The sequence below is a fragment of the uncultured Sulfitobacter sp. genome, assembly GCF_964021855.1.
Classification (GTDB): domain Bacteria; phylum Pseudomonadota; class Alphaproteobacteria; order Rhodobacterales; family Rhodobacteraceae; genus Sulfitobacter.
Window position 1 is genome coordinate 79,890 of record NZ_CAXHZD010000007.1, and the last position, 20,036, is coordinate 99,925.

The 20,036-nt window shown below is 58.4% G+C and carries 16 protein-coding genes, 1 tRNA gene and 1 pseudogene; 8 read left to right on the plus strand and 10 right to left on the minus strand.

Annotated features, from left to right (window positions below; all coding sequences use genetic code 11):
- Nucleotides 1-137: 137 nt before the first annotated feature.
- The 6 genes from AADJ11_RS17885 to AADJ11_RS17910 form a co-directional block, all read right to left on the minus strand.
- A complete protein-coding gene (locus AADJ11_RS17885) occupies nt 138-1,445 on the minus strand; it encodes a TRAP transporter large permease (protein ID WP_341235800.1) in 1,308 nt (435 codons plus the stop codon).
- The gene (locus AADJ11_RS17890; protein ID WP_341235801.1) at nt 1,445-1,951 is read right to left on the minus strand and encodes a TRAP transporter small permease; all 507 of its coding nucleotides are present in this window, start codon (nt 1,949-1,951) and stop codon (nt 1,445-1,447) included. The genes AADJ11_RS17885 and AADJ11_RS17890 overlap by 1 nt, the downstream gene beginning before the upstream one ends.
- Nucleotides 1,952-2,011: 60 nt before the next feature.
- Entirely contained in the window at nt 2,012-3,010 is a 999-nt protein-coding gene (dctP, locus tag AADJ11_RS17895; protein ID WP_341235802.1) for a TRAP transporter substrate-binding protein DctP, read from the minus strand.
- A gap of 84 nt (nt 3,011-3,094) precedes the next feature.
- The gene (leuD, locus tag AADJ11_RS17900; RefSeq protein WP_341235803.1) at nt 3,095-3,685 is read right to left on the minus strand and encodes a 3-isopropylmalate dehydratase small subunit; all 591 of its coding nucleotides are present in this window, start codon (nt 3,683-3,685) and stop codon (nt 3,095-3,097) included.
- The gene (gene leuC, locus AADJ11_RS17905) at nt 3,682-5,079 is read right to left on the minus strand and encodes a 3-isopropylmalate dehydratase large subunit (protein WP_341235804.1); all 1,398 of its coding nucleotides are present in this window, start codon (nt 5,077-5,079) and stop codon (nt 3,682-3,684) included. Before leuC ends, leuD begins: the two co-directional genes overlap by 4 nt.
- Complete coding sequence (locus AADJ11_RS17910) at nt 5,076-5,891, minus strand: GntR family transcriptional regulator (RefSeq protein WP_341235805.1); 816 nt, start codon at nt 5,889-5,891, stop codon at nt 5,076-5,078. Before AADJ11_RS17910 ends, leuC begins: the two co-directional genes overlap by 4 nt.
- Before the next feature lie 140 nt (nt 5,892-6,031).
- On the opposite strand from AADJ11_RS17910, the gene AADJ11_RS17915 reads away from it, so the two are divergent.
- Genes AADJ11_RS17915 through AADJ11_RS17940 form a run of 6 tightly spaced genes read left to right on the plus strand, consistent with a single transcriptional unit; the run spans nt 6,032 to nt 13,162 of the window.
- Entirely contained in the window at nt 6,032-6,598 is a 567-nt protein-coding gene (locus AADJ11_RS17915) for a tautomerase family protein (protein WP_341235806.1), read from the plus strand.
- Complete coding sequence (locus AADJ11_RS17920) at nt 6,595-8,289, plus strand: hydantoinase B/oxoprolinase family protein (RefSeq protein WP_341235807.1); 1,695 nt, start codon at nt 6,595-6,597, stop codon at nt 8,287-8,289. The genes AADJ11_RS17915 and AADJ11_RS17920 overlap by 4 nt, the downstream gene beginning before the upstream one ends.
- Nucleotides 8,286-10,352, plus strand: a complete 2,067-nt coding sequence (locus AADJ11_RS17925; protein ID WP_341235808.1) for a hydantoinase/oxoprolinase family protein — start codon at nt 8,286-8,288, stop codon at nt 10,350-10,352. Before AADJ11_RS17920 ends, AADJ11_RS17925 begins: the two co-directional genes overlap by 4 nt.
- Entirely contained in the window at nt 10,349-10,951 is a 603-nt protein-coding gene (locus tag AADJ11_RS17930; protein WP_341235809.1) for an isochorismatase family cysteine hydrolase, read from the plus strand. The genes AADJ11_RS17925 and AADJ11_RS17930 overlap by 4 nt, the downstream gene beginning before the upstream one ends.
- Nucleotides 10,948-11,808, plus strand: coding sequence for an isocitrate lyase/phosphoenolpyruvate mutase family protein (locus AADJ11_RS17935; protein WP_341235810.1), 861 nt, complete (start codon nt 10,948-10,950; stop codon nt 11,806-11,808). Before AADJ11_RS17930 ends, AADJ11_RS17935 begins: the two co-directional genes overlap by 4 nt.
- Nucleotides 11,795-13,162: an FAD-dependent oxidoreductase gene (locus AADJ11_RS17940; protein ID WP_341235811.1), complete on the plus strand. Its 1,368-nt coding sequence runs from the start codon at nt 11,795-11,797 to the stop codon at nt 13,160-13,162. The genes AADJ11_RS17935 and AADJ11_RS17940 overlap by 14 nt, the downstream gene beginning before the upstream one ends.
- On the opposite strand, the gene AADJ11_RS17945 is transcribed toward AADJ11_RS17940, so the two are convergent.
- Entirely contained in the window at nt 13,159-14,253 is a 1,095-nt protein-coding gene (locus AADJ11_RS17945) for a ParB N-terminal domain-containing protein (RefSeq protein ID WP_341235812.1), read from the minus strand. The genes AADJ11_RS17940 and AADJ11_RS17945 overlap by 4 nt on opposite strands.
- Entirely contained in the window at nt 14,240-15,640 is a 1,401-nt protein-coding gene (locus AADJ11_RS17950; RefSeq protein ID WP_341235813.1) for an AAA family ATPase, read from the minus strand. Before AADJ11_RS17950 ends, AADJ11_RS17945 begins: the two co-directional genes overlap by 14 nt.
- Nucleotides 15,641-16,168: 528 nt before the next feature.
- On the opposite strand from AADJ11_RS17950, the gene AADJ11_RS17955 reads away from it, so the two are divergent.
- Nucleotides 16,169-17,350 carry a replication initiation protein gene (locus AADJ11_RS17955; protein ID WP_341235814.1) on the plus strand — a complete coding sequence of 394 codons (1,182 nt, stop codon included), beginning with the start codon at nt 16,169-16,171 and terminating at the stop codon, nt 17,348-17,350.
- Nucleotides 17,351-17,392: 42 nt separating this feature from the next.
- Nucleotides 17,393-17,469 (plus strand) — tRNA-Arg (locus AADJ11_RS17960).
- A gap of 763 nt (nt 17,470-18,232) precedes the next feature.
- Here AADJ11_RS17960 and AADJ11_RS17965 read toward each other — a convergent pair.
- Together AADJ11_RS17965 and AADJ11_RS17970 are read right to left on the minus strand one after the other, a co-directional pair.
- Nucleotides 18,233-18,887, minus strand: a pseudogene (locus tag AADJ11_RS17965) (IS6 family transposase).
- 233 nt (nt 18,888-19,120) lie between these two features.
- Complete coding sequence (locus tag AADJ11_RS17970; protein WP_341235815.1) at nt 19,121-19,960, minus strand: aldolase/citrate lyase family protein; 840 nt, start codon at nt 19,958-19,960, stop codon at nt 19,121-19,123.
- Between the last annotated feature and the right edge of the window lie 76 nt (nt 19,961-20,036).

Below are 20,036 nucleotides of genomic sequence, written 5' to 3' on the forward strand. Positions count from 1 at the left end.
TCGCGTGGTCTGCCCTCTCTCGAATCTGCTGGGCTTGATTGGTGGCTTTAGCGGACGGCGGGGTGCCCATCCCCTCGGGTGGGTGCCCCGTTTAAACATCAATCACCGGCAAAACCGGCCATCCACAACGGCGCGCGCTACATCCCGGGCAGCCAAAGCGCCAGTTGCGGAAACAGGATCAACAACGCCACCAGCAGCATCGAACATCCCATATAGGGAAATGCTGACAGATAGATTTCGCGCATGGTCGTGTCTTTGGGGGCCACCCCCTTCATCACGAACAGCAACAATCCAAAAGGCGGGGTGGTAAAGCTGATCTCGAGCGCGAGCAGAATGATCAAGCCGAACCAGACCGGATCAAACCCAAGGCTTGCGGCCAAAGGAAAGAAGATCGGCACGGTCAGCAGCATCATCGAAATCTGCTCCATAAACATACCCAATAGCAGCAGAACACCGAACATAACGAGCAGCATCGCAACAGGTGCCAAATCAAACGACGTCGCCCAGCGGATCAGCCCCGATGACGCGCCGGAAAAAGCCAGCAACTGGCTGAACGTGGCAGAGCCGAACACGATCAGATAGGCCATCAAGGTCACACGCAATGCGCCGATGACGGATTTCTTCATCGCTTCCCATGTCAGACAGCGAAACAATACCGCAAGGATCAGCACGCCAAGCGCACCAAAGGCCGCCGCTTCCGAAGGGGTGATCAGACCGCCGACCATGCCAATCACGATCAATACCATGACCGACAGCATCGGCATTACATCCCCGAACAGCAGCCGCATTTTTTGGCCCCAGCTTAGCGTCTCAACGTCATAGGCGGGCGCGGCCGACGGATCGATCTTGGTCTGGATATAAATCGTCGCGATATAAAAGCTGGCCAAGATCAAGCCGGGGATGATCCCCGCAATCAGCAAAGCACCCACATCGATCCGCGCCAGCGTCGCCAGCAGCACGGCCAAGGCCGACGGCGGGATAATAATCGCCAAACCGCCCGTGCCGAGGATCGGCCCGATGGACATGTGTTTCTTGTAGCCGCGCGTGGTCATCTCGGGCACCATCAGACTGCCCAGCAACGCCGTTGACCCCATGGACGACCCCGACAAGGTCGAAAACGCGGTGCCGCCCAAAACGGTGACATAGGACAAACGGCCCGGCAGTTTGCCCAACAACCGGTCAATCGCGTTGAACATCCGCGCCCCAAGACCGGTGTGAAAGAAAATTTCACCCATCAGCAAAAACAGCGGGATCGGTACCAGCGCATAGTTCGTCAGCCCGCCAAAGCCGTTGTTCAACAGCAAGGTGATGCCCTTGGCACCGCCCATGAAAAACCACGCCCCAACGATGTTTGCCGCCAGAAAGGCCAGTGCCACCGGCATGCCAATCGCCATCAAAACAAGGATCGAGCCCAGTAAAAGGGCCAGCGATTCAAACCATTCCATTATTCGTGTATCCCTGCTTCGCCGGAATGCATCAGGTCATCGCCAAAAACAAAACGGGAAAATTCAATTGCCATCAGGCCAAAGCTGACCGGAAAGGCGATGGTAAGTATCCATTTCGGAAAATAATAAGCGCGCACATCCAGATCGTTGCGCGTGATATTGCCAAGGAACAGCTCGGCCCCTTTCCACGCAAGGATCAGCGACACCAACACGCAAAGCGCGGCCACCAAGCGGCTGACGACCCTGCGTATCCCCGTGGGCAATGCCGCCGTCACCAATTCGATATGCACATGCCCCTTTTCACGCACCAGCCAAGGCGCGCCCAGCATGGTCATGTAAAGGATCGCGTATTCAGACGATGTGAACAGCCACGCAAAAGGCTGTAGCCCGCTGTTGCGCATCACCACCGACATGATCACGGAAATCATCAGCCAAACCAGCATGACCCCCGCAATGCCCGCCATCGAATACAGGAACCCCCGATATAGCTTGCCGACCGTTTCCATACGCTGCCCCTCGCTCACAAAAATACGGCGCGCCAGACATCCGGCGCGCCGCCTAGGGTTTTACTTTTTATAAAAAAGCTCGATCAGCTTGTCATAGTTACCATCACCCTGTGGACTGTCGGCCATCAGGCCTTTCATGCGGTCCCATGTGTTTTGCGTCGCAGCCGCCAGATAGGCGTCAGCCGCGTCACCTTCCAAGGTAACCACTTTCATCCCAGCCGCTTCCAGCTTGGCGAAATCTTCGTCACGCACGGCACCCAGTTTCTCGGTGCTTTCGGCCTCATGCGCGATGGCGACATCTTGGACGATGGTACGCGCTTCCTCGGACAGGGAATTCCACTTTTCAAGGTTCACAATCGTGCCCAAGTCGGTCGAGAAAAAGCACGGTTCGATCCGGTAGTTCAGGAACTCGTTCCACTTCAGATCGATCAGACCAATCTGTGTCCAGCCCGTCGCATCGACAACACCGCGTTCAAGCGCCGAATATACTTCGGTCGTGGGCAAATCGATAACCTGCGCGCCCAGATAATCGGTAAAGAACGCGTTATAAACCGCATTGCCGCGCAGTTTCAGGCCCGACACATCAAGGTTACCACCATCGTCCAGCGTTGGTGCTTCGCGGGTCCACAGGTTGTAGCAAACACCAGAATCAAACCAGCCCAGATATTTAACGCCCATCTTCTCCTGATGGATCTGGTCGATCAGTTCGATGCCGCCATTGGCGCGGGTTTCGGGTGCGGTCATGTTCGACGTCACCAGCGCATCTTTTTCAGGCAATGCACCGGCGTAAAAGCTGCCTGGTGTATAGACCATATCGACGACACCATCGCGTACCGCGTCAGGCTGTTGGAACATGCCGATGGCCTCTGGCCCGCCGCGCACTTCGATCTGAACCACGCCTTCGCCCGCGGCGTTCACCTTGTCGACAAACTCAAGGAACGACTTGGTGTAAATCAACGATTCAGGAAAAGCGTGAACCGCCGTAATCGTCTCTTGCGCAAACGCCGCTGATGTCAGCGCCGTGGTGGCAAGAATACCGCCAAAAATTGTATGTTTCATAGTCTCGTTACTCCCAGTTGGTGGGGTTCCTTTGTGGACCCCTTTTGATTTTTGTCTCCGGCCACTGTGCAGCGCGAAAACGTCTTAGGATGCGGGCAAAGCCCACGGGTACGCCGCAATTCGTGCCGCGCGAAACTTGGTAATCTTGTCACTATGCTGGGCCGTCAGATCGATATCATCCCAGCCATTCACCAGCTTTTGTTGCCATGCCGGGTCCAGATCAAAAGACAGCTGCCGCCCGCCGATCACCGCCGTACCGGTGGCCAAATCAACGGTCGCTGGCGCATCGTTTTCGCCCATTTGACCAATCAGCGTTTCGATCTCGTCCTCGGTCAACCGCGCAGGCAGCAGCCCGTTATTGACCGCATTGCCACTGAAAATATCGCCAAAGCTGGGGGCAAACACGGCTTTGATCCCGAAATCCACCAGCGCATACACGGCGGCCTCGCGGCTGGACCCGCCACCAAAATTGCTGCGTGTGACCAACACATCGGCGCGGTCGTATCTGTTCAACACATGGTCCGGCTGATCCTGCCGCGCGTCGTGCAACAAAAACTTTCCGTACCCTTCGCTGCGCGGGGACGACATGAACCGCGCGGCAATCAGTTGGTCGGTATCTATATTGGCCTGCGGCAAGGCCACGGCGATGCCGTTGATGGTGGTCCAACCGCTCATGATCGTCCCTCCAACAGCGGGCGCACATCAGCGAGATGCCCGGAAACCGCCGCCGCAGCCACCATGGCGGGGCTCATCAAATGGGTGCGCGCGCCGCGCCCTTGGCGACCCTTGAAATTCCGGTTGGTGGACGAGGCACAGCGTTTGCCCGCTTCAACACGGTCGCCGTTCATGCCGACACACATCGAACAGCCCGAACCGCCCCATTCCAATCCGGCATCTGTAAATATCCGCGCCAGCCCTTCGGCCTCGGCCTGTTTCTTGACCCCAGCCGATCCGGGCGACACCAAACCCGGCACCTTGGCCTTGCGCCCTGCCAACACCTTGGCGGCCAGTCGCAAATCCTCGATCCGGCCATTGGTGCAGGACCCGATAAACACCTCGTCCACCGCGACATCCTGCAACGGCATCCCAGCACGCAGACCCATATATTCCAGCGCCGCGCGGGCTTGCCCCTGCTTTGCCCCACCAAGCTGGTCGGGGTCAGGCACATGGCCGGTAATGGGCAATGCATCCTCGGGGGATGTGCCCCAAGTCACCGTTGGCGCAACATCCGCTGCATCAAACGTCACCTCTTGATCAAAGGCGGCATCTGCATCTGTTTTCAGCTGGGCCCAATCGGCCACCGCCTGATCCCACGCCGCCCCTTTGGGCGCGTAATTACGGCCTTTCAAATAGTCGAAAGTCACCTGATCCGGCGCAACCAACCCCAGACGGGCACCGCCTTCGATGCTCAGGTTGCACAGGGTCAGACGCCCGTCCATGCTCAAACCCTCGACCGCGGAACCGGCGTATTCAATCGCATGCCCCCGCGCGCCATTGGTCCCCAACTGGGCGATCCAGTGCAGCGCAAGATCCTTGGCCGACACCCCCAGGCCCAAGGCACCGTTAAACGTAATCCGCATTGTCTTGGGCCGCTTTTGCCAAATCGTCTGGGTCGCCAGAATATGCGCCACCTCGGTCGCCCCCACACCAAAGGCAAGCGAGCCAAACGCACCATGGGTCGATGTATGGCTATCCCCGCAATTGATCAGCAAACCGGGCAAGGTTAGACCCTGTTCCGGCCCGATCACATGCACGATCCCCTGCCCCGGATCACGCAGATCAAACAAGCGCACCCCATGGGCCCGCGTATTGCGACCCTGCATGTCGATCATCCGCGTAATATCCGGTGCCACCGCCCCCGCGCGGGTCGGGGCATAGTGATCAACCACGCCAAATGTCAGCTCAGGTGCGGCAACCTTCTTGCCGCGACCGTCCAGCTTGGCAAAAGCGTGATGCGATCCCTCGTGTACAAAATGCCGATCCACCCAAAGCAATGAAGTCCCGTCTTCGCGCTGCATGATCTCATGCGCCGCCCAAAGCTTGGCCAACAAGGTTTGGGGCGTGGTCATTCTGCCGCCTCTTTACGGGCCGGCTTTATCACCGGCTCCCAATGGCGGGCCTTGCCATCACCAACCCGTGTCAAATCCATCTCAAGCTTGAACATATCGGGGCGATACAGCGCTGAAAGATACTCAACCCCGCGCCCCTCGGCGTCTTTGACAACGCGATCAAGCGATAATAACGGCGCACCAACGCTGACACCCAGCACATCCGCCACATCGGGCGAGGCAAGTGTTGCGCTTACCGTCTGATGCGCGGCATCCACCTTGACGCCGGACCGCTCTAACAAGCGAAACAGCGGTGTCGTGGCCAATTCAGCCTCGGTATAGTTTTGCGCAATTTCCTCAGGCACCCATGTGGTCAGGTGGGAAAACGGCTCCCCCTCGACCAGACGCAGGCGCACAGCGGCTTGGACACGCGACTGCGCTGTCAAACCCAATGCGGTCGCCACCCCGCCCGGCGCGGCACCATAACTGAACGACAACAGCCGCGCGGTGGTGTTCTGACCCATCTCGACCAGTTGCGGCATCAACGCGTTGAAATCCGCCGCCATTGATGGAAATGCCTTGGGCGCGCGCACCGTTGTGCCCGACCCGGCACGCCGCTCGATCAGCCCGTCACCTTCCAACGCATCCAGCGCACGGCGCACGGTGACCCGCGACACGTCTAGCGTGACAGCCAGCTTTTGTTCACCCGGCAGCACCGCACCGGGGGCGTAAATACCGCGTGTGATCTCTTCATGAAGGTGCAGATAGACACGCCGCGCTTTGCCCCCCTCAGGAAGCCCCCTGCCCTTCAAAGATGTGATTCCTTGCGCCATTGTCACCCTTTCAATTCAGTCCAACCCTAGCGACGGATTTTTCAAACGCAAGAAATCTATCTTACAAAACGCAAAATATTTGACCTATGCATATCAATTAATCTGTATTACAAAAAATACAGTTTGGCGAAGGAGACCCCATGCCCGTTATCGAACTTCATGTCATGCAAGGGTATAGCGACAGCGACAAATCCCGCCTCTGCGAGGCCCTGACCCATGCCGTTCGTATCGTGGTCCCCGCCCCACCCGAGGCCGTCACCGTGATGATTCACGAGCTAGACCCCGCCGGATACATGCGTGGCGGTCAACATCGCAAACCAGCCCCCGCCCTGCCCGATCCGGCAGCGATTGTGCGTGAGTATCTAAACGCCATGGAAGCGCGCGATATCGACAAGGCCAGCGGCATGCTGGGGGCCGGATTTACCATGGTGTTCCCCGGCACCGCCCCCATGACCAACCTGGAACAGCTGATCGAATGGGCCGCCCCCCGCTATAAATTCGTCACCAAAACCTACGAAGGGTTTGACGCGCTGCAAACGCCGGGCGACGCCGCCGTGGTGTATTGCCGGGGCACGTTATCGGGCGAATGGCCGGACGGGACGCCCTTTGACGGTATCCGGTTTATTGACCGCTTCGAATTAACCGATGGCCACCTCACAAGGCAGGACGTCTGGAACGACATTGCAGAGACAAAGGCAAACCCATGACCCAAGATATCGACCCGATCACCCTCGCGGTTTTGGCCGGACGGATGGAACAGATTGCAGACGAAATGGACGCAACCCTGTTTCGCGCGGCTTTTAACCCCATTATCGCCGAAGCACATGATGCCTCGCACGGCCTGTATCACGCTGTGTCCGGCGATACGTTGGTACAGGGCAAATCTGGGCTGCCGATCTTTGTCGGGGTCATGTCCTTTGCCGTAAAAGCGGTAATCGACAAGGCGGCCGAGAATGGCGATCTGGAAGACGGCGATATCTATATCTTTAACGACGCCCATCTTGGCGGCACGCATCTAAGCGATATGCGCCTTGTTAGGCCCTATTTCCATGATGGAAAGCTGTTCTGCTATCTTGCCTCGGTCGGCCATTGGCATGACGTGGGCGGCGCTGTGCCCGGTAACTATAACCCCGCCGCGACGGACGCGTTTCAAGAGGCGTTTGTTCTCCCCCCCGTCCGGCTGGCCAAGGCGGGAACCATCCAGACCGACATCATCGACATCCTCATGCGCAACACCCGTTTGCCGCAATCTGCGCAGGGCGATCTGAACGGCCAGCTTGGCGCGCTTGATCTGGGCGTTAAACGTCTGGACGAACTGCTCGCCGAATATGGTGCCGACACGGTCCGCGCTGCCCTCGACGCGCTTGGCGACCGGGCCGAAGTTTTGATGCGTTCTGAGCTGACAGACCTGCCTGATGGCCGTTGGGAGGCCGAGGATTTTCTTGATAACGACGGTATCACCGATGTTCCCCTCAAGATCAAAGTAGCACTTGAGATCAGCGGCGATACCATGACGCTGGATTTCGCAGGCACCGCCGATCGCTGCGCGGGGCCCGTCAACATCGCGCTGCCCACCGCCGTTGCCACCGCCTATGTCGCAATCAAACATATCTTTCCCAGCCTGCCCGCCAACGCCGGCGTCATGCGTCCGATTGATGTGAAAATCCCTGATGGCTCCCTGCTCTCTGCCCCCTTCCCTGCCCCCGTCGGTGGTTATACCGAGACTATTTTGCGCATGATCGACGTGATTTTTGCCGCCGCCTCAAACGCTGCACCTGACCGCGTGGTGGCCAACGCCTATGGCACGATCAACGCGCTTTCCATCTCGGGCAAGCGCGCGAACGGGCAACCTTGGGTGATGTTCAGCTTTTACGGCGGCGGTCATGGCGGGTCGATTGAAACCGACGGCCTGAACCACGGCAACGCGCCCATTTCAACGGCCACGATCCCCCCGATGGAGATCCTAGAGGCCGCCTATCCCGTCATGTTCAAGCAATGGGCCCTGCGCCCCGACAGCGCCGGTGCCGGAACGCATCGGGGCGGCATGGGGGCCACCTACGAGATTGAAGTGCTTGAGGAATCCGCGACCGCCTTTCTGTTTGGGGAACGCGGTCGCTTTGCCCCCAAGGGGGCGGCGGGCGGCGGCGATGCAGCCATGAACGTGTTTGCCTATGAACAGGACGACGGGTGGCACAATCCGCCAATGGCCTCAAAAATGGTCGGCATCAAACTGCAACGCGGCCAGTCCGTGCGGCTCGATACGCCCGGCGGCGGCGGATATGGTCCCGCTGCGGGTCGTGCCCCTGCCGATGTGGCGCGTGACGTCGCAGGCGGACTGCTTACCGACACTTACGCCACAGAAACCTACGGCCCCGCTTGGAAAGAGATCTCGCTATGACCAGTACAAACCGCATGATCGGCGTCGATGTTGGCGGCACATTCACCGATATTTTCGTGCTGGACGAAGCAACGGGCATCGCCGAGGTTGCCAAAGTCCCCACGACGCGCCCCGATCAATCCGGCGGCTTCCTTAGCGGGATCAGCCAGCGCGTTGATGATCTATCGAAGGTATCCGTCGTTGTTCACGGCACCACCGCCGGCACCAACGCCCTGCTAGAACGCAAAGGTGCCAAAATCGGCGTCATCACCACCATGGGCCTGCGCGACGTGCTGGAAATGCGCCGCCGTGACCGGCCCCGCACATGGGGCTTGCGCGGTGATTTCACCCCCGTGGTCGACCGCGCCCTCCGGCTTGAGGTCCCTGAACGCACCCTTGCAGATGGCACCATCCGGACGCCCGTTGATCTGGACGCCGTACGCGTGGCGGCACAGCAGTTGATCGACGATGGTTGCCTTGCCTGCGCGATCTTGTTTGCAAACAGCTATGCAAACGCCGGAAACGAGCGTCGCGCGGTCGAAGCGGTACGCGAGATGTGGCCAAACGCACATGTCTCCGCCTCCTCCGAGATTTTGCCAGAGATCCGCGAATTTGAGCGGTTCTCCACCACGGCGCTGAATGCCTACCTCCAACCCGAGGTTTCAGGCTATTTGGCTAGGTTAGAGACTGCTTTGAAGGCAGGTGGCTTTGCTGGTGAATTCATGATCGTCCAGTCAAACGGCGGGGTCATGGATGTCGATACGGCTGCAAAACTGCCCGTACGCACAGCGCTGTCCGGCCCTGCGGCGGGGGTCATTGCGGCAGGCTACATCGCCCAGGCGGCAGGCTATCCTGATGTCATCACCGGCGACATGGGCGGCACGTCGTTTGACGTCAGCCTGATCGCCAAAGGCCAGTCGATGCTGTCGCCGCAAACCTCGATCGACTTCGGGATGGTTGTTCGGTCACCTATGATCGAGATTACCACCATTGGTGCCGGTGGCGGGTCCATCGCATGGGTCGACAAAGGCGGTTTGCTGAACATTGGCCCCGAAAGCGCGGGTTCAACTCCCGGCCCTGTCGCCTATGGCCAAGGTAATACCCGACCCACGGTCACAGATGCCAACGTGGTTTTGGGCCGGATCGACCCTGACAACCCCATCGGCGGCAAACTGGACCGTCTGGACGTCGAAGCCGCTAAGGAAGCCATTCTTGAGCATGTCGGCAAGCCCCTGAATCTTGACGCGCTTCAGGCTGCCGAGGCGATTTTGCGTGTCGCAAACAGCCGGATGGCCGGTGCGCTGCGATTAGTCTCTATTGAACGGGGTTTTGACCCTAAACGCTTTGCCTTCATGCCCTTTGGTGGCGGCGGTGCCCTGCATTCCGGCGCGATGATGAACGAGGTTGGATTGGCCAGATCCATCGTGCCCCGCTATCCCGGCGTGACCTCTGCCATGGGCTGCGTAATCGCGGATATGCGGCAGGATTTCGTGCAAACCATCAACGCCACGCTATCAGGCATCGACTTGCCCAGCCTCACCGGCTTTATGCAAGCGCATGTGGACAGCGGCCTTGCAACCCTAGATGCGGCACGTACCCATTTTGAAGGACGCGATACCGAATTTACCCTTGATATGGCCTATCTCGGGCAGACGCATACGGTGTCGGTCCCCCTGCCCGTCTCGCTGACGGATGGCACGGTCACGCCCCCCACGGAACAAGACATCGCCGCCGCCTTTGATACCGCGTACCGCGCGACCTATGGCAGGTTGCTTGAAAACGGCACCAGACGGGTCATCAATCTGCGCTCCGCCATCACTGGTCGCCGCCCGCGGTTTGATCTGGCCACGCTCGCCCCCAAGGGCGGCAGTGTTGAGGCCGCGTTCAAAGGCGTGCGTCAGGTGCATTTTGGGGATAGCTGGTATGAAACAAAGCTGTACAATCGGTTGGAGCTGCCGGTGGGCGCGGAAATCGCGGGCCCTGCCATCCTTGAACAGCCCGATACAACCGTGCTGATTGAACCCGGTCTGGTGGGCAAAGTTGACGCGTATGGGAACACATTGATCGAAAGGGCCACTGCATGACCCCCTCATCAACCGCTTTGCTGACCATTGATCTGCAGAACGACTTTCTGCACCCTAATGGGGCCTATGGTCGTGCAGGTCAGGGGGCAGATAGCATCCTTGCCCTACCCGACCGCATAGAACCGTTAAAACAGGCTCTAACCCGCGCCGGAGGGACGTATATCTCGGCGCAGTTCACGCTGGTCCCCGGCCGCAATGATGAACCCTTGATCGCAGCGCATCTGAAAAAGCTGCGCCCGTTTCTAACCAAGGGCGATTTTGCTCCGGGCAAGTTTGGGCATGCCTTGGTTGATACCCTCGCCCCCGCTGATTTCACCATCGAAAAGGTCGCATATTCCGCCTTTTACCAAACGCGACTGGAATACATCCTGCGCGCGATGAAGATTGATACGTTGATTATTGGCGGCATCGTCACAAATGGCGGCGTTGCCAGCACGGTCCGCGACGCGCATCTGCGCGATATTCACACGGTTCTTTTATCCGATGGCTGCGCCGCGTTTAACGAAGATGTGCATGAGGCAACGCTAAAATCCCTTGGTTCAGTGACGGAAGTCATGACATGCGCCGGTGCCATCGAAATGATTGGAAAAGCGACATGACCCTTCGCAAACGTCTGGCCGCCCCTGATATTCTGATCGCGCCGGGCGTCTACGACGGCCTGACCGCCGCCCTTGCCACCGATGCGGGGTTCGAGGCGCTATATCTGTCTGGTGCCGCCGTCGCCTATACCCGCCTAGGGCGCCCCGATATCGGGCTTAGCACCGCGTCGGAAATGACCGATACGATGGCATTGATCGCTGATCGCACAGATTTGCCCGTTATCATGGACGCCGACACCGGTTTCGGCAACGCCCTGAACGCCCGGCGCACCATGCAAAGCTATGAACGCGCCGGCGCATCGGCCCTGCAGATCGAAGATCAGACCTACCCCAAAAAATGCGGGCATTTATCTGATAAGTCACTGATTAAAAAGGATGAAATGTGTGGCAAGATTGCCGCCATGGCCGATGCGCGGCGGCACGACACACTGATTATCGCCCGTACTGACGCCATTGCCGTCGAAGGGTTCGATGCCGCGATTGACCGGGCGGGCAGCTATATTGATGCCGGTGCCGACGTGCTGTTTATCGAGGCCCCGCGCGACAGTTCAGAGCTGTCAAAGATCGCGGATACGTTCAAGGGTCGGGTGCCGCTGCTGGTCAATATGGTCGAAGGCGGGGCCACCCCCATATCGTCAGCAACGACGCTGCAGGACATGGGTTTTGACATCGTCATCTTCCCCGGTGGCATTGTCCGCGCCCTGGCCAAAACAGCGCAAGATTACTATGTCAGCCTGAAAAAAGCAGGCTCTAATAAGCCGTTTTCGGACAGAATGCATGATTTCGATGGCTTGAACGCGGCGATTGGTACACCTGAAATGCTCGCCTTGGGAAAGAAATTCGATGGCAACACCTGACGTCACCGCGCCACCAGCTGACTTTGACTTTGAGGTTCAAACGCTCATCATCGGCGCGGGCGCATGTGGTTTGGTCGCAGCCCTTGCCGCCCATGAGGCTGGCCAAGACGTCTTGCTGATCGAAGCGGATGCTGTGCCATCTGGCTCAACAGCGCTCAGCGCGGGGCTCATCCCCGCACCGGGGACCCGCTTTCAAAGCGACGAAAGTATCGACGACACCCCCGATCTGTTTGCACAGGACATCCAAGCCAAGGCGCATGGCGAGAATGATCCCGATCTGGTGCAGGTCATGGCGGTTACCGCCGGACCAGTGATTGAATGGCTGGCGGATACCCACGCCCTGCCCTTCTCGCTTGTCACTGATTTCGATTACCCCGGGCACAGCCGTCGGCGCATGCATGGCTTGCCGTCACGCTCTGGCAGAGAGCTGATTGATGCGTTGCGCACCCGTGTGGAGGCGCTGGATATCCCCCTGATCTGCGACCGACGCGCGACGCGGTTGTTTGCCCAAGGATCGCGGATCGCGGGCGCGCATCTGACCCTGCCCGATGGCAGCACTGAAAAGGTCAGCTGTGATCGCCTGATCCTTGCCTGCAACGGTTTTGGCGGCAATCGCGCCATGGTATCGACGCATATGGCCGAGATCGACAACGCCGTTTGGTTTGGCCATGACGGCAACCGGGGCGAGGCCGTGCAATGGGGCGACGCATTGGGGGCTAAAACGCGCCATCTGGGGGCCTATCAGGGCCACGGCAACGTTGCTCACCCCCATGGCATCCTGATCACCTGGGCGACCGTTACAGAGGGTGGTGTGCAGGTGAACGCCCAAGGCAACCGGTTCTGGAACGAAGCGCAAGGATATTCGGAGGCTGCGCGCGCCGTATTGGCGCAACCAGATGGCATCGCATGGGTCATATTTGATGCGCGGATCGCCGACATTGCCCGCCAGTTCGAGGATTTCAAAAATGCCGAAAGCCAAGGCGCGGTGTTTCGCGACGAAACCTTGGACGGCTTGGCCCGCAAAACCCGGTTGCCGGCGGATGCTCTGGGCAGCGCTATCGCTGATATCCCCACCGATGGCCGTGACGCTTTCGGCCGCCAATGGGGCACCCCTACCCTGTCCCGGCCCTTCTGTGCCGTCAGAGTGACTGGCGCGCTGTTCCATACGCAGGGCGGGCTTGAGGTTGATCCCAGCACGGCAAAGGTGCGCAAGGCTTCAGGCGGTACGTTCGACAATCTATATGCCGCTGGTGGGGCCGCTTGCGGGGTCTCGGGCAAGGGCGACAGTGGCTATCTGTCTGGCAACGGCCTGCTGGCGGCCGTCACCTTGGGTTTTATCGCAGGGCGCGGTTAACCCTTTTCCAGCTTCTCGCGAATGTCCTGCATGATCGCTTCGATCATGTCGGTCGAGGTGCCCTTGCCACTGATACGGATCAGAAACCCCTTGTCGTCCAGTTCGCGTTTAAGGGTCACGCCCGTGGCTGTCGTCAGCGTGTCGCTGCCCTTCCAACCGGGCGCAGGAGGCATGGTTTTTGGCCGCCCCCCGCGGTTGGTGTCGGGGGCTTCGCCCTGGTACTCTGACAACACTTTTTCGATCAGCGCCCATTCGCTTTTGGCGTCACCGCCCTGCCCCGCGCCCAGCACGTCGCGCAGCCGCGCCTCGGCACCGGCGCGCAGACCTGCGGCCAGACGCAAGCCGTCTTTCTCGCGCATATTTTCTGGAAATTCCAGCATATCGCCCAGCTCTTCAAAGATCATGGCGAAGGACCGGATCTTGCTCCGCTTGGCCTTTGAAGCTGCCGCGAACATCTGCGCAACGGCGTCTTCGGTCGAGGCAAATGCGCCCTGCTGCGCGGCGATTGCAGCGATACGCCCGCGTTCATATTGGCTCAGGTCCTGGCGGATTTCGTTCTCTTCCACCATCGCCACAAACGCGCCGCCCATTTGATTGGGGTCGCGCAGAACGGCCTTTATGGCCTTGAACCGCACGTCGCCTGTGCGGGAATAGAGATTCTGCTGGGCGACTAAACGACGATACCCAGACAGCAGCCCGTATTGCCGACCAGACGGCGCGCTCTTGAGGCTGTACAGCTCGATCGGCATCCGCAGGCCGTTGGCATTGATTGAATGCTCAAGCTCGTCCATTGCCTCTTGGTCCAGCACGGTTCTGTCGCGCTGCATCGAGAGTGGCTCAATCGCGTCAATTGGTATCTCAAAGATAATCAGACCGGCTGCATCGGCGTCGCGAAACCGCTGTGCTTCGGCGCTGTCGCGGGCACGGGCGGCGCGTTCTTCGGTCGTGCCAGCCTCGTAAGCATCTGCGGTATCAGCGGCAACCTGTGCAATGGGTGCAGCAGCGCGGGTAGGGGTTTCGCGGCGAAACTCCTCTTCGATACGGCTCATATCATCCGCAGATGGAGCTTCTAACTTTCTACGCTTCGCCATTGTTTGCATCCTCTTGTTTCAGCGCCTGCAAATCACGCCACCACGTTCCCAAAACGACCTCTTTCACCTCGGCCCAGGTGCGGTCAAAAGTCTCTCGGCCGCGCACATAGGTATCACGGTTGAACTCGCGATAATCGGCCTCGTAGATGCCGTTAACCTGTTCGCCAGCTTGGCCGACCATCGCCGTGACCTCTTGGCGGTAGGTCGTCATGAAGTCGCCAAAATAGGCCTGAATGACATTGGCCAGATCGGTCTGCTGGCCTGCGTCAAAACGAGTGATCAGCGCGCGCACGGCGTCCCATTCGAACTTCATCTCTGACAGGCCTTCCTGGCGGCGAATGCGATTTTCGCCTTCCTCGATACTGGCAAAGGTCGAATAGAGCATGTCAAAAAACCGGCCCGTGGAATCAAACTCAAGGAAGGATGCACCGAGCGGAACCAGCAGAATATCGGCAGCGGCCAAGGCGTTGATGGTCAGATATCCGAGGGCAGGGGGGGTATCTATGAAGATCAGGTCGTAGTCATCCAGCGCCCCTTCGGAGGATAGCGCGTTGGTTAGCGCGTCCCAGAGCGGCCATGACTTGACCTGCATGCGCCAGACAGGCACCTGAAATTCGGCCCAGTAAAGGTTTAGCTGCGCGCCGATCAGATCAATATTCGGCCAATGCGTCGACTGGATGAGGTTTCGCGGCGAAACCTTGAGGCTTTCTGTGAGGGTTTCGTCGAGGGGCAGCTCTGGCGCGCCGCGGGCTTGGCGGACGGCATTTTCGGCTTGCAGATGGCGGGCAAAATCCTTGGCGAGCAGGGGGAAGGCGGTGGACCATTCGTCAGGCACCTCGCCGCCCATGATGGATGTCAGCGATCCTTGGCTGTCCAGATCAATGACCAGCACCCGGTAGCCGTCGAGCGCCGCAGACATCGCCAGATGCGCACAGGTGGATGTCTTGCCGACACCGCCCTTGAAATTCGCGACGGAAATGATCTTGGCTGGCAACCCTTCCGGACGCCAAGATTTATATTGCTTGTTCGAGGCCCCCTCAGTCGCGAAATGCTCGCGAAGCTGCAAGACCTCTTCAAGGGTGAACCACTTTGATCCGGCTTCGCCGCTGCCTTGGGGAAGGTCAGGGTGAGCCTTTAGGACGCGGCGCAGATGGGCAGGGGCCACGTCCAGCAGGTAGCGGCATATCTCCCATGTTGAGAACTTGCGCAGGCGTTTTTTACCGTCTGGCGCATAACCACGACGGGCCAAATCATCCCGACCCTTGCTGGCGAATGCGGCGGCTTTCGCGAATCGTGCGGTATCGATAGGATCAGAAAGACGGGCGGCTGCCGCTTCTGGATCGATATTGAAATACGAAGGTGTCGGTGCTTTGGGAGTTGATGACATATATCCTCGGCCATGTACGCGAAACAAGTGAGTATCCGCTTATCTATCGCACATCATAGCCCTTATGTGAATCTGAATCCGAGTATTTCTGGAAAGCCTAAGCAATTATACCAAAAGAACAGCACATATAGTGTAAGAGTCTTTAGTCTCTTTAAGATGTTTGTGGCTGATAATCTAAAGTAAATCAGTTATTTAGATGAATATCGGTGCCTGAATACAGGAGCAAAGGTACCTTTAAACAGGGCCAAAGGTGCCTGAATACGGGGGAATAGGCACCGATTCGCAGGAAGACGGGTGCCGATCTGCGGTAGTGTCAGGATTAGGGTCTAATTTGTCCTGATTAGGGTCTGTTCGCGAAATTCGCATTTTGACCGATCCCGTAAATTGGCACCTTTAATTGCGCCACTGCCCGGTTGAGATTGCACCACTAAAGGCACCCATAGCCGTATTGCTTTGAGGTGCCTTTTAACGCAAACTAGCCATGAGGCAACAGATCGGACCCGAATCCGACAGCCAAAGGGCCGAGCGATGAAGCGACAGGATATTGATATACCCAAAGACCGGCTAACCGGCGCGCTGCGACGCGGGTCGGTGAAAAAGCATGTCGCGGCGATCCATGTGTCGGGCAAGCTGACATTGCTGCAACGCAAGCTGAGCAATGTTTTGCTGCTGAACGCCTACGACACCCTGACCAGCCAACAGGTGCATATGATCGATGCGCGCACCTTGTGTCTGATGATCGGCTATAATTCGAATGACATGGATACGCTGAAACAATCCCTGCGCGGTCTGGCCGAGACTGTGGCCGAATGGGATATGCTGGATGAAAAGGGCCAGCAGGAATGGGGCGTGTCCAGTTTGCTGAGCTATGCCAAGCTTAAGGGCGGTGTCTGCGAATATGCGTATTCCCCTGCATTAGCGTCGAAACTGAACGACCCCAAAGTATTCGCGCTGATCAATTTGAATATCCAGCGGCGGTTTACCAGTGGGCACGCCTTGGCGCTCTACGAGAACTGCTATCGCTTTGTGCGCACAGGCAGCACCGGCTGGTGGTCGCTTGATCTGTTTCGCAGGCTTATGGGCGTCGAGGACAGCGCCTATTACGCGGTCTACAAACAGCTGAACGCCAAGATCATCAAGCCGGCGGTGGCCGAGGTGAACAAAACCTCGAACATCGTTGTCGTGCCGGAAATTCGCAAACGCGGGCGGGCTGTCACGGATATCAGGTTCAAGATTTCCGAGAACCCGCAACTGGCTATTCTGGATCTGGACGATGGCGAAGGCGTGCGGAAGTCGGATGTGTATAGCCGGTTGCTGGCGTTGGGGGTGAGCGACCGCTTGGCGCGCCAATGGATTGCGCATCATGGCGAGGATCACGTTGGCGAAAAAATAACCTATGTGGCGGGGCAGGGGGGCGTGCAAAACCCTGTCGGCTATCTGGCGGCCGCCCTGCGCGACGATTTCACGACCGAGCCCGCGCCCACGAAACCAACCAGCGCCCGTGCCAAACTGCTGGAGCGGGTGCGCGATCTGGTGGCGGCGCGCACGCCCACACAGCGCGACGCGGACAGACGGCTGTTTATGTCGATGATCGACAGCGCAGATGCGCGCGCCGACTTTGAACGCCATGGCTGGATGTCGGCCCTGAACACCGCCGCCATCAGGGCATTTTGGCAAGACCTGCATCCAGATGCGTTTGATGATATTTAGCTTTGATCATCTGCCGCAAAATAGGTATGAGCATTTCACAGCGGTCCCGTAGCTCAACTGGATAGAGCACCTGACTTCTAATCAGGGGGTTGGGGGTTCGAGTCCTCCCGGGATCGCCATTTTCAATTTCAGTGTAGATGAGGCATAAGTGCGCGCAATAAGCCCGTTTCTCGTGCGCACCCCTGTCAAGAAATACTCTCGAAAACTGCGCGATTTCGCTTAGTGCATTGAATTTAATATATTTATACATTTCCCTTGAAATCCAGCATGGATTCTTCGGAAAATCGGTACAGCTACGCGTGCTACTGTACTGATGCACTTTAACTTCGTTACTTGAGCGCTTTGACTGCCTCTTCCCTTAGATAGACGGGACCAAAATCCTGACCCTCTGGGGAAAAGCGATTAACACCGGCTGCCGCGAAAAGGGTTTTCAGTGTGTTACGATGGTACCCAGTTTCCTCGATCAACGTGATTAGCGTCACAAAACGACGGTGGAACGATGAGATGTCTTCGGCGCTGAGGCGATATTGAACGCGTTTTGTGCGGGGGTGCATGTGTTGCAGCGCAGGTGTCTGGCCAGCCTTGACCAATGCAATGAAGCTTCCATGATCTCGCAGCCCGACGGTGCGACCGAATTCGGCAGCACTTATTTCTCTTGGGGACAGCAGCTCGTTGGGGATACTGGCTTTGGGCGCAAAGAGGCGAGGAGGTCGACTTGGATATTTTGGACGACGATCCCGTGAAAACCCGTAACCCCCAATCCGTTGCCCAACAGATATCTGTTGGGCAACGGACAGCTTGGATCAGGTCCGAAAGTCCCACCCCTGTCCGGTGTTGTCACGTTAACTCGCCGAGCTTGCAAGTTGGCATGCCGATCGTTGATCAAGCGACGTTTGTCGCGGATTCCCACGCCCCGAATGCGTCGAGTCGATGGTAGCGGATGGTGAGAGCGGAACAACGGTGGGCTGGTACAGAGAAGGAATTGCGTATTGCAGATTGCACCGAGACGAAGCGTTGTAAACTACCCGACGATCGGAAACCCCTGCATCACCCGCTCTCGTTTTCGAAAAAGAAGATGGCTGTTTTCTGCGCGGTTATTGAGCCCCTTGTGGGACCAATGATCAAGGCCAGGCACGACCTCGCGTTTTGCTGCCCCGTAGGAGCGCAGCTTGTCCATAATGATCCTTTTGGGAGCGAAGCCCCAGCGTTTTATCAATTTGAAAAAAATCCGTTTTGCATTGCGCTTGTCTCGCCTGGATTGAAGGATTTCCTCAAGAACGGTGCCGTGTTGATCGACCGCGCGCCACAGCCAGTATGACCGGCCTGCTATCCTCACGACGACTTCGACTAAGTGCCAGATATCGCCCGGGCGCGGCCGCCGTCGCCGCAGAACGTAGGCGATCAGAGGGCCGAACTTTACGGTCCAGCGCCCGATCGTCCCGTACTAAACGTCCACGCCACGTGCCAGCATCAGCTCCTCGATCTCGCGCAGGCACAGGTTGAACCGGACGTAGAGCCAGACAACGTAAGCGATGATCTGATGCTGGCACGTGGCGCTTGCAGCTGATTTTCAATGTCTGCATCGAAATCCCCTACGCCCAGATCAATGCACCAGCAACCTCAGGCCCGTTAACGTGACAACACCAGTGGCGATGTATGCGGAACAGCAGGCCGCGATCGCCGACAGCGATGAACAGCGGTTGCGCAGACTGATCGTGAACCGCATCGACGGTTATCACCGCCAGGACGTCGGCGTATATAGGGCCTGTCTCAGGTGGGATCGGACATCCGGGATACCACGGCGCGAACCTGTGCCACGAATTTCTGCCTGTCCTCGGCTACGGTCCGAGCATCGCGATTGCACAGTACACGATAGCGGGCCTTCAACGCCGAGATTTCCCGGCCGACGGCATCGCTGCCCGGCGACGCCGCGATCATGTCGCGGAACCGGCGTGACAGAATGACCCACGAAGATCCGAGCCGGGCATGTTCGGCCAGAAGCAGGGTCGGCGAAACCGGCGGCGTATCGGACAGCGCGCCGATACCGCCAATCCCGAACGGCATGCCGTAGGCGACAAGCCCTGCCGCTGCGGGGTCGATCACACCGTTGGCGAGCGGTTCGAAAAGAAAACGGTCGTGCCGTTGCAGATGGAGATCGTTCAGGCCGATATGCAGCCGGTCCACGCTGTCCAGGGCCGCGATGGCGTCGATCATCCCGAGGGAACTGACGGTCTCGATCAAGGGTGTGAAGCGCGCCCGGCCATCCAAGGCGGCGGCAAACGCTGTGACATGTTCTAGCGTCTCGATCATCGGCAGCATCAGCCGGTCCGCTCCTAGTGCCGTGGCCCGGTCGATCTGGGTAGGCGACCGGTCGGGGTGCCAAGGATCCAGTCGTATCATCAGCGCGTCGGCGGGGGTCGCGTCGCGGATCGCGGCGACATCGTCCCAGTTGGTGCTTGTCATATGTGCCAAGAGTGTCTTCTGCCGGTGCTGCTTTCCCTCCCGTTCAAGATCAATCATGATCACGTCGGCTCCGCCCTCGGCCGCCGAGGCGGCATTTTCGGCCGTGCTGGCAATGAATACCGTCTGAAGAGTGTCGGCTATGGTCATGGGAAATTCTCCGGATTCAGGGGGTGCTGGTTATTGGTCAGGGATGGCACGGCGCGATACCGCAGGACAGGGACTT

Excerpts from the sequence above, each read along its gene's own strand:
- AADJ11_RS17885 (WP_341235800.1), bottom strand. The coding sequence starts at position 1,445 with ATGGAATGGTTTGAATCGCTGGCCCTTTTACTGGGCTCGATCCTTGTT.
- AADJ11_RS17890 (WP_341235801.1), bottom strand. The coding sequence starts at position 1,951 with ATGGAAACGGTCGGCAAGCTATATCGGGGGTTCCTGTATTCGATGGCG.
- dctP (WP_341235802.1), bottom strand. The coding sequence starts at position 3,010 with ATGAAACATACAATTTTTGGCGGTATTCTTGCCACCACGGCGCTGACA.
- leuD (WP_341235803.1), bottom strand. The coding sequence starts at position 3,685 with ATGAGCGGTTGGACCACCATCAACGGCATCGCCGTGGCCTTGCCGCAG.
- leuC (WP_341235804.1), bottom strand. The coding sequence starts at position 5,079 with ATGACCACGCCCCAAACCTTGTTGGCCAAGCTTTGGGCGGCGCATGAG.
- AADJ11_RS17910 (WP_341235805.1), bottom strand. The coding sequence starts at position 5,891 with ATGGCGCAAGGAATCACATCTTTGAAGGGCAGGGGGCTTCCTGAGGGG.
- AADJ11_RS17915 (WP_341235806.1), top strand. The coding sequence starts at position 6,032 with ATGCCCGTTATCGAACTTCATGTCATGCAAGGGTATAGCGACAGCGAC.
- AADJ11_RS17920 (WP_341235807.1), top strand. The coding sequence starts at position 6,595 with ATGACCCAAGATATCGACCCGATCACCCTCGCGGTTTTGGCCGGACGG.
- AADJ11_RS17925 (WP_341235808.1), top strand. The coding sequence starts at position 8,286 with ATGACCAGTACAAACCGCATGATCGGCGTCGATGTTGGCGGCACATTC.
- AADJ11_RS17930 (WP_341235809.1), top strand. The coding sequence starts at position 10,349 with ATGACCCCCTCATCAACCGCTTTGCTGACCATTGATCTGCAGAACGAC.
- AADJ11_RS17935 (WP_341235810.1), top strand. The coding sequence starts at position 10,948 with ATGACCCTTCGCAAACGTCTGGCCGCCCCTGATATTCTGATCGCGCCG.
- AADJ11_RS17940 (WP_341235811.1), top strand. The coding sequence starts at position 11,795 with ATGGCAACACCTGACGTCACCGCGCCACCAGCTGACTTTGACTTTGAG.
- AADJ11_RS17945 (WP_341235812.1), bottom strand. The coding sequence starts at position 14,253 with ATGGCGAAGCGTAGAAAGTTAGAAGCTCCATCTGCGGATGATATGAGC.
- AADJ11_RS17950 (WP_341235813.1), bottom strand. The coding sequence starts at position 15,640 with ATGTCATCAACTCCCAAAGCACCGACACCTTCGTATTTCAATATCGAT.
- AADJ11_RS17955 (WP_341235814.1), top strand. The coding sequence starts at position 16,169 with ATGAAGCGACAGGATATTGATATACCCAAAGACCGGCTAACCGGCGCG.
- AADJ11_RS17970 (WP_341235815.1), bottom strand. The coding sequence starts at position 19,960 with ATGACCATAGCCGACACTCTTCAGACGGTATTCATTGCCAGCACGGCC.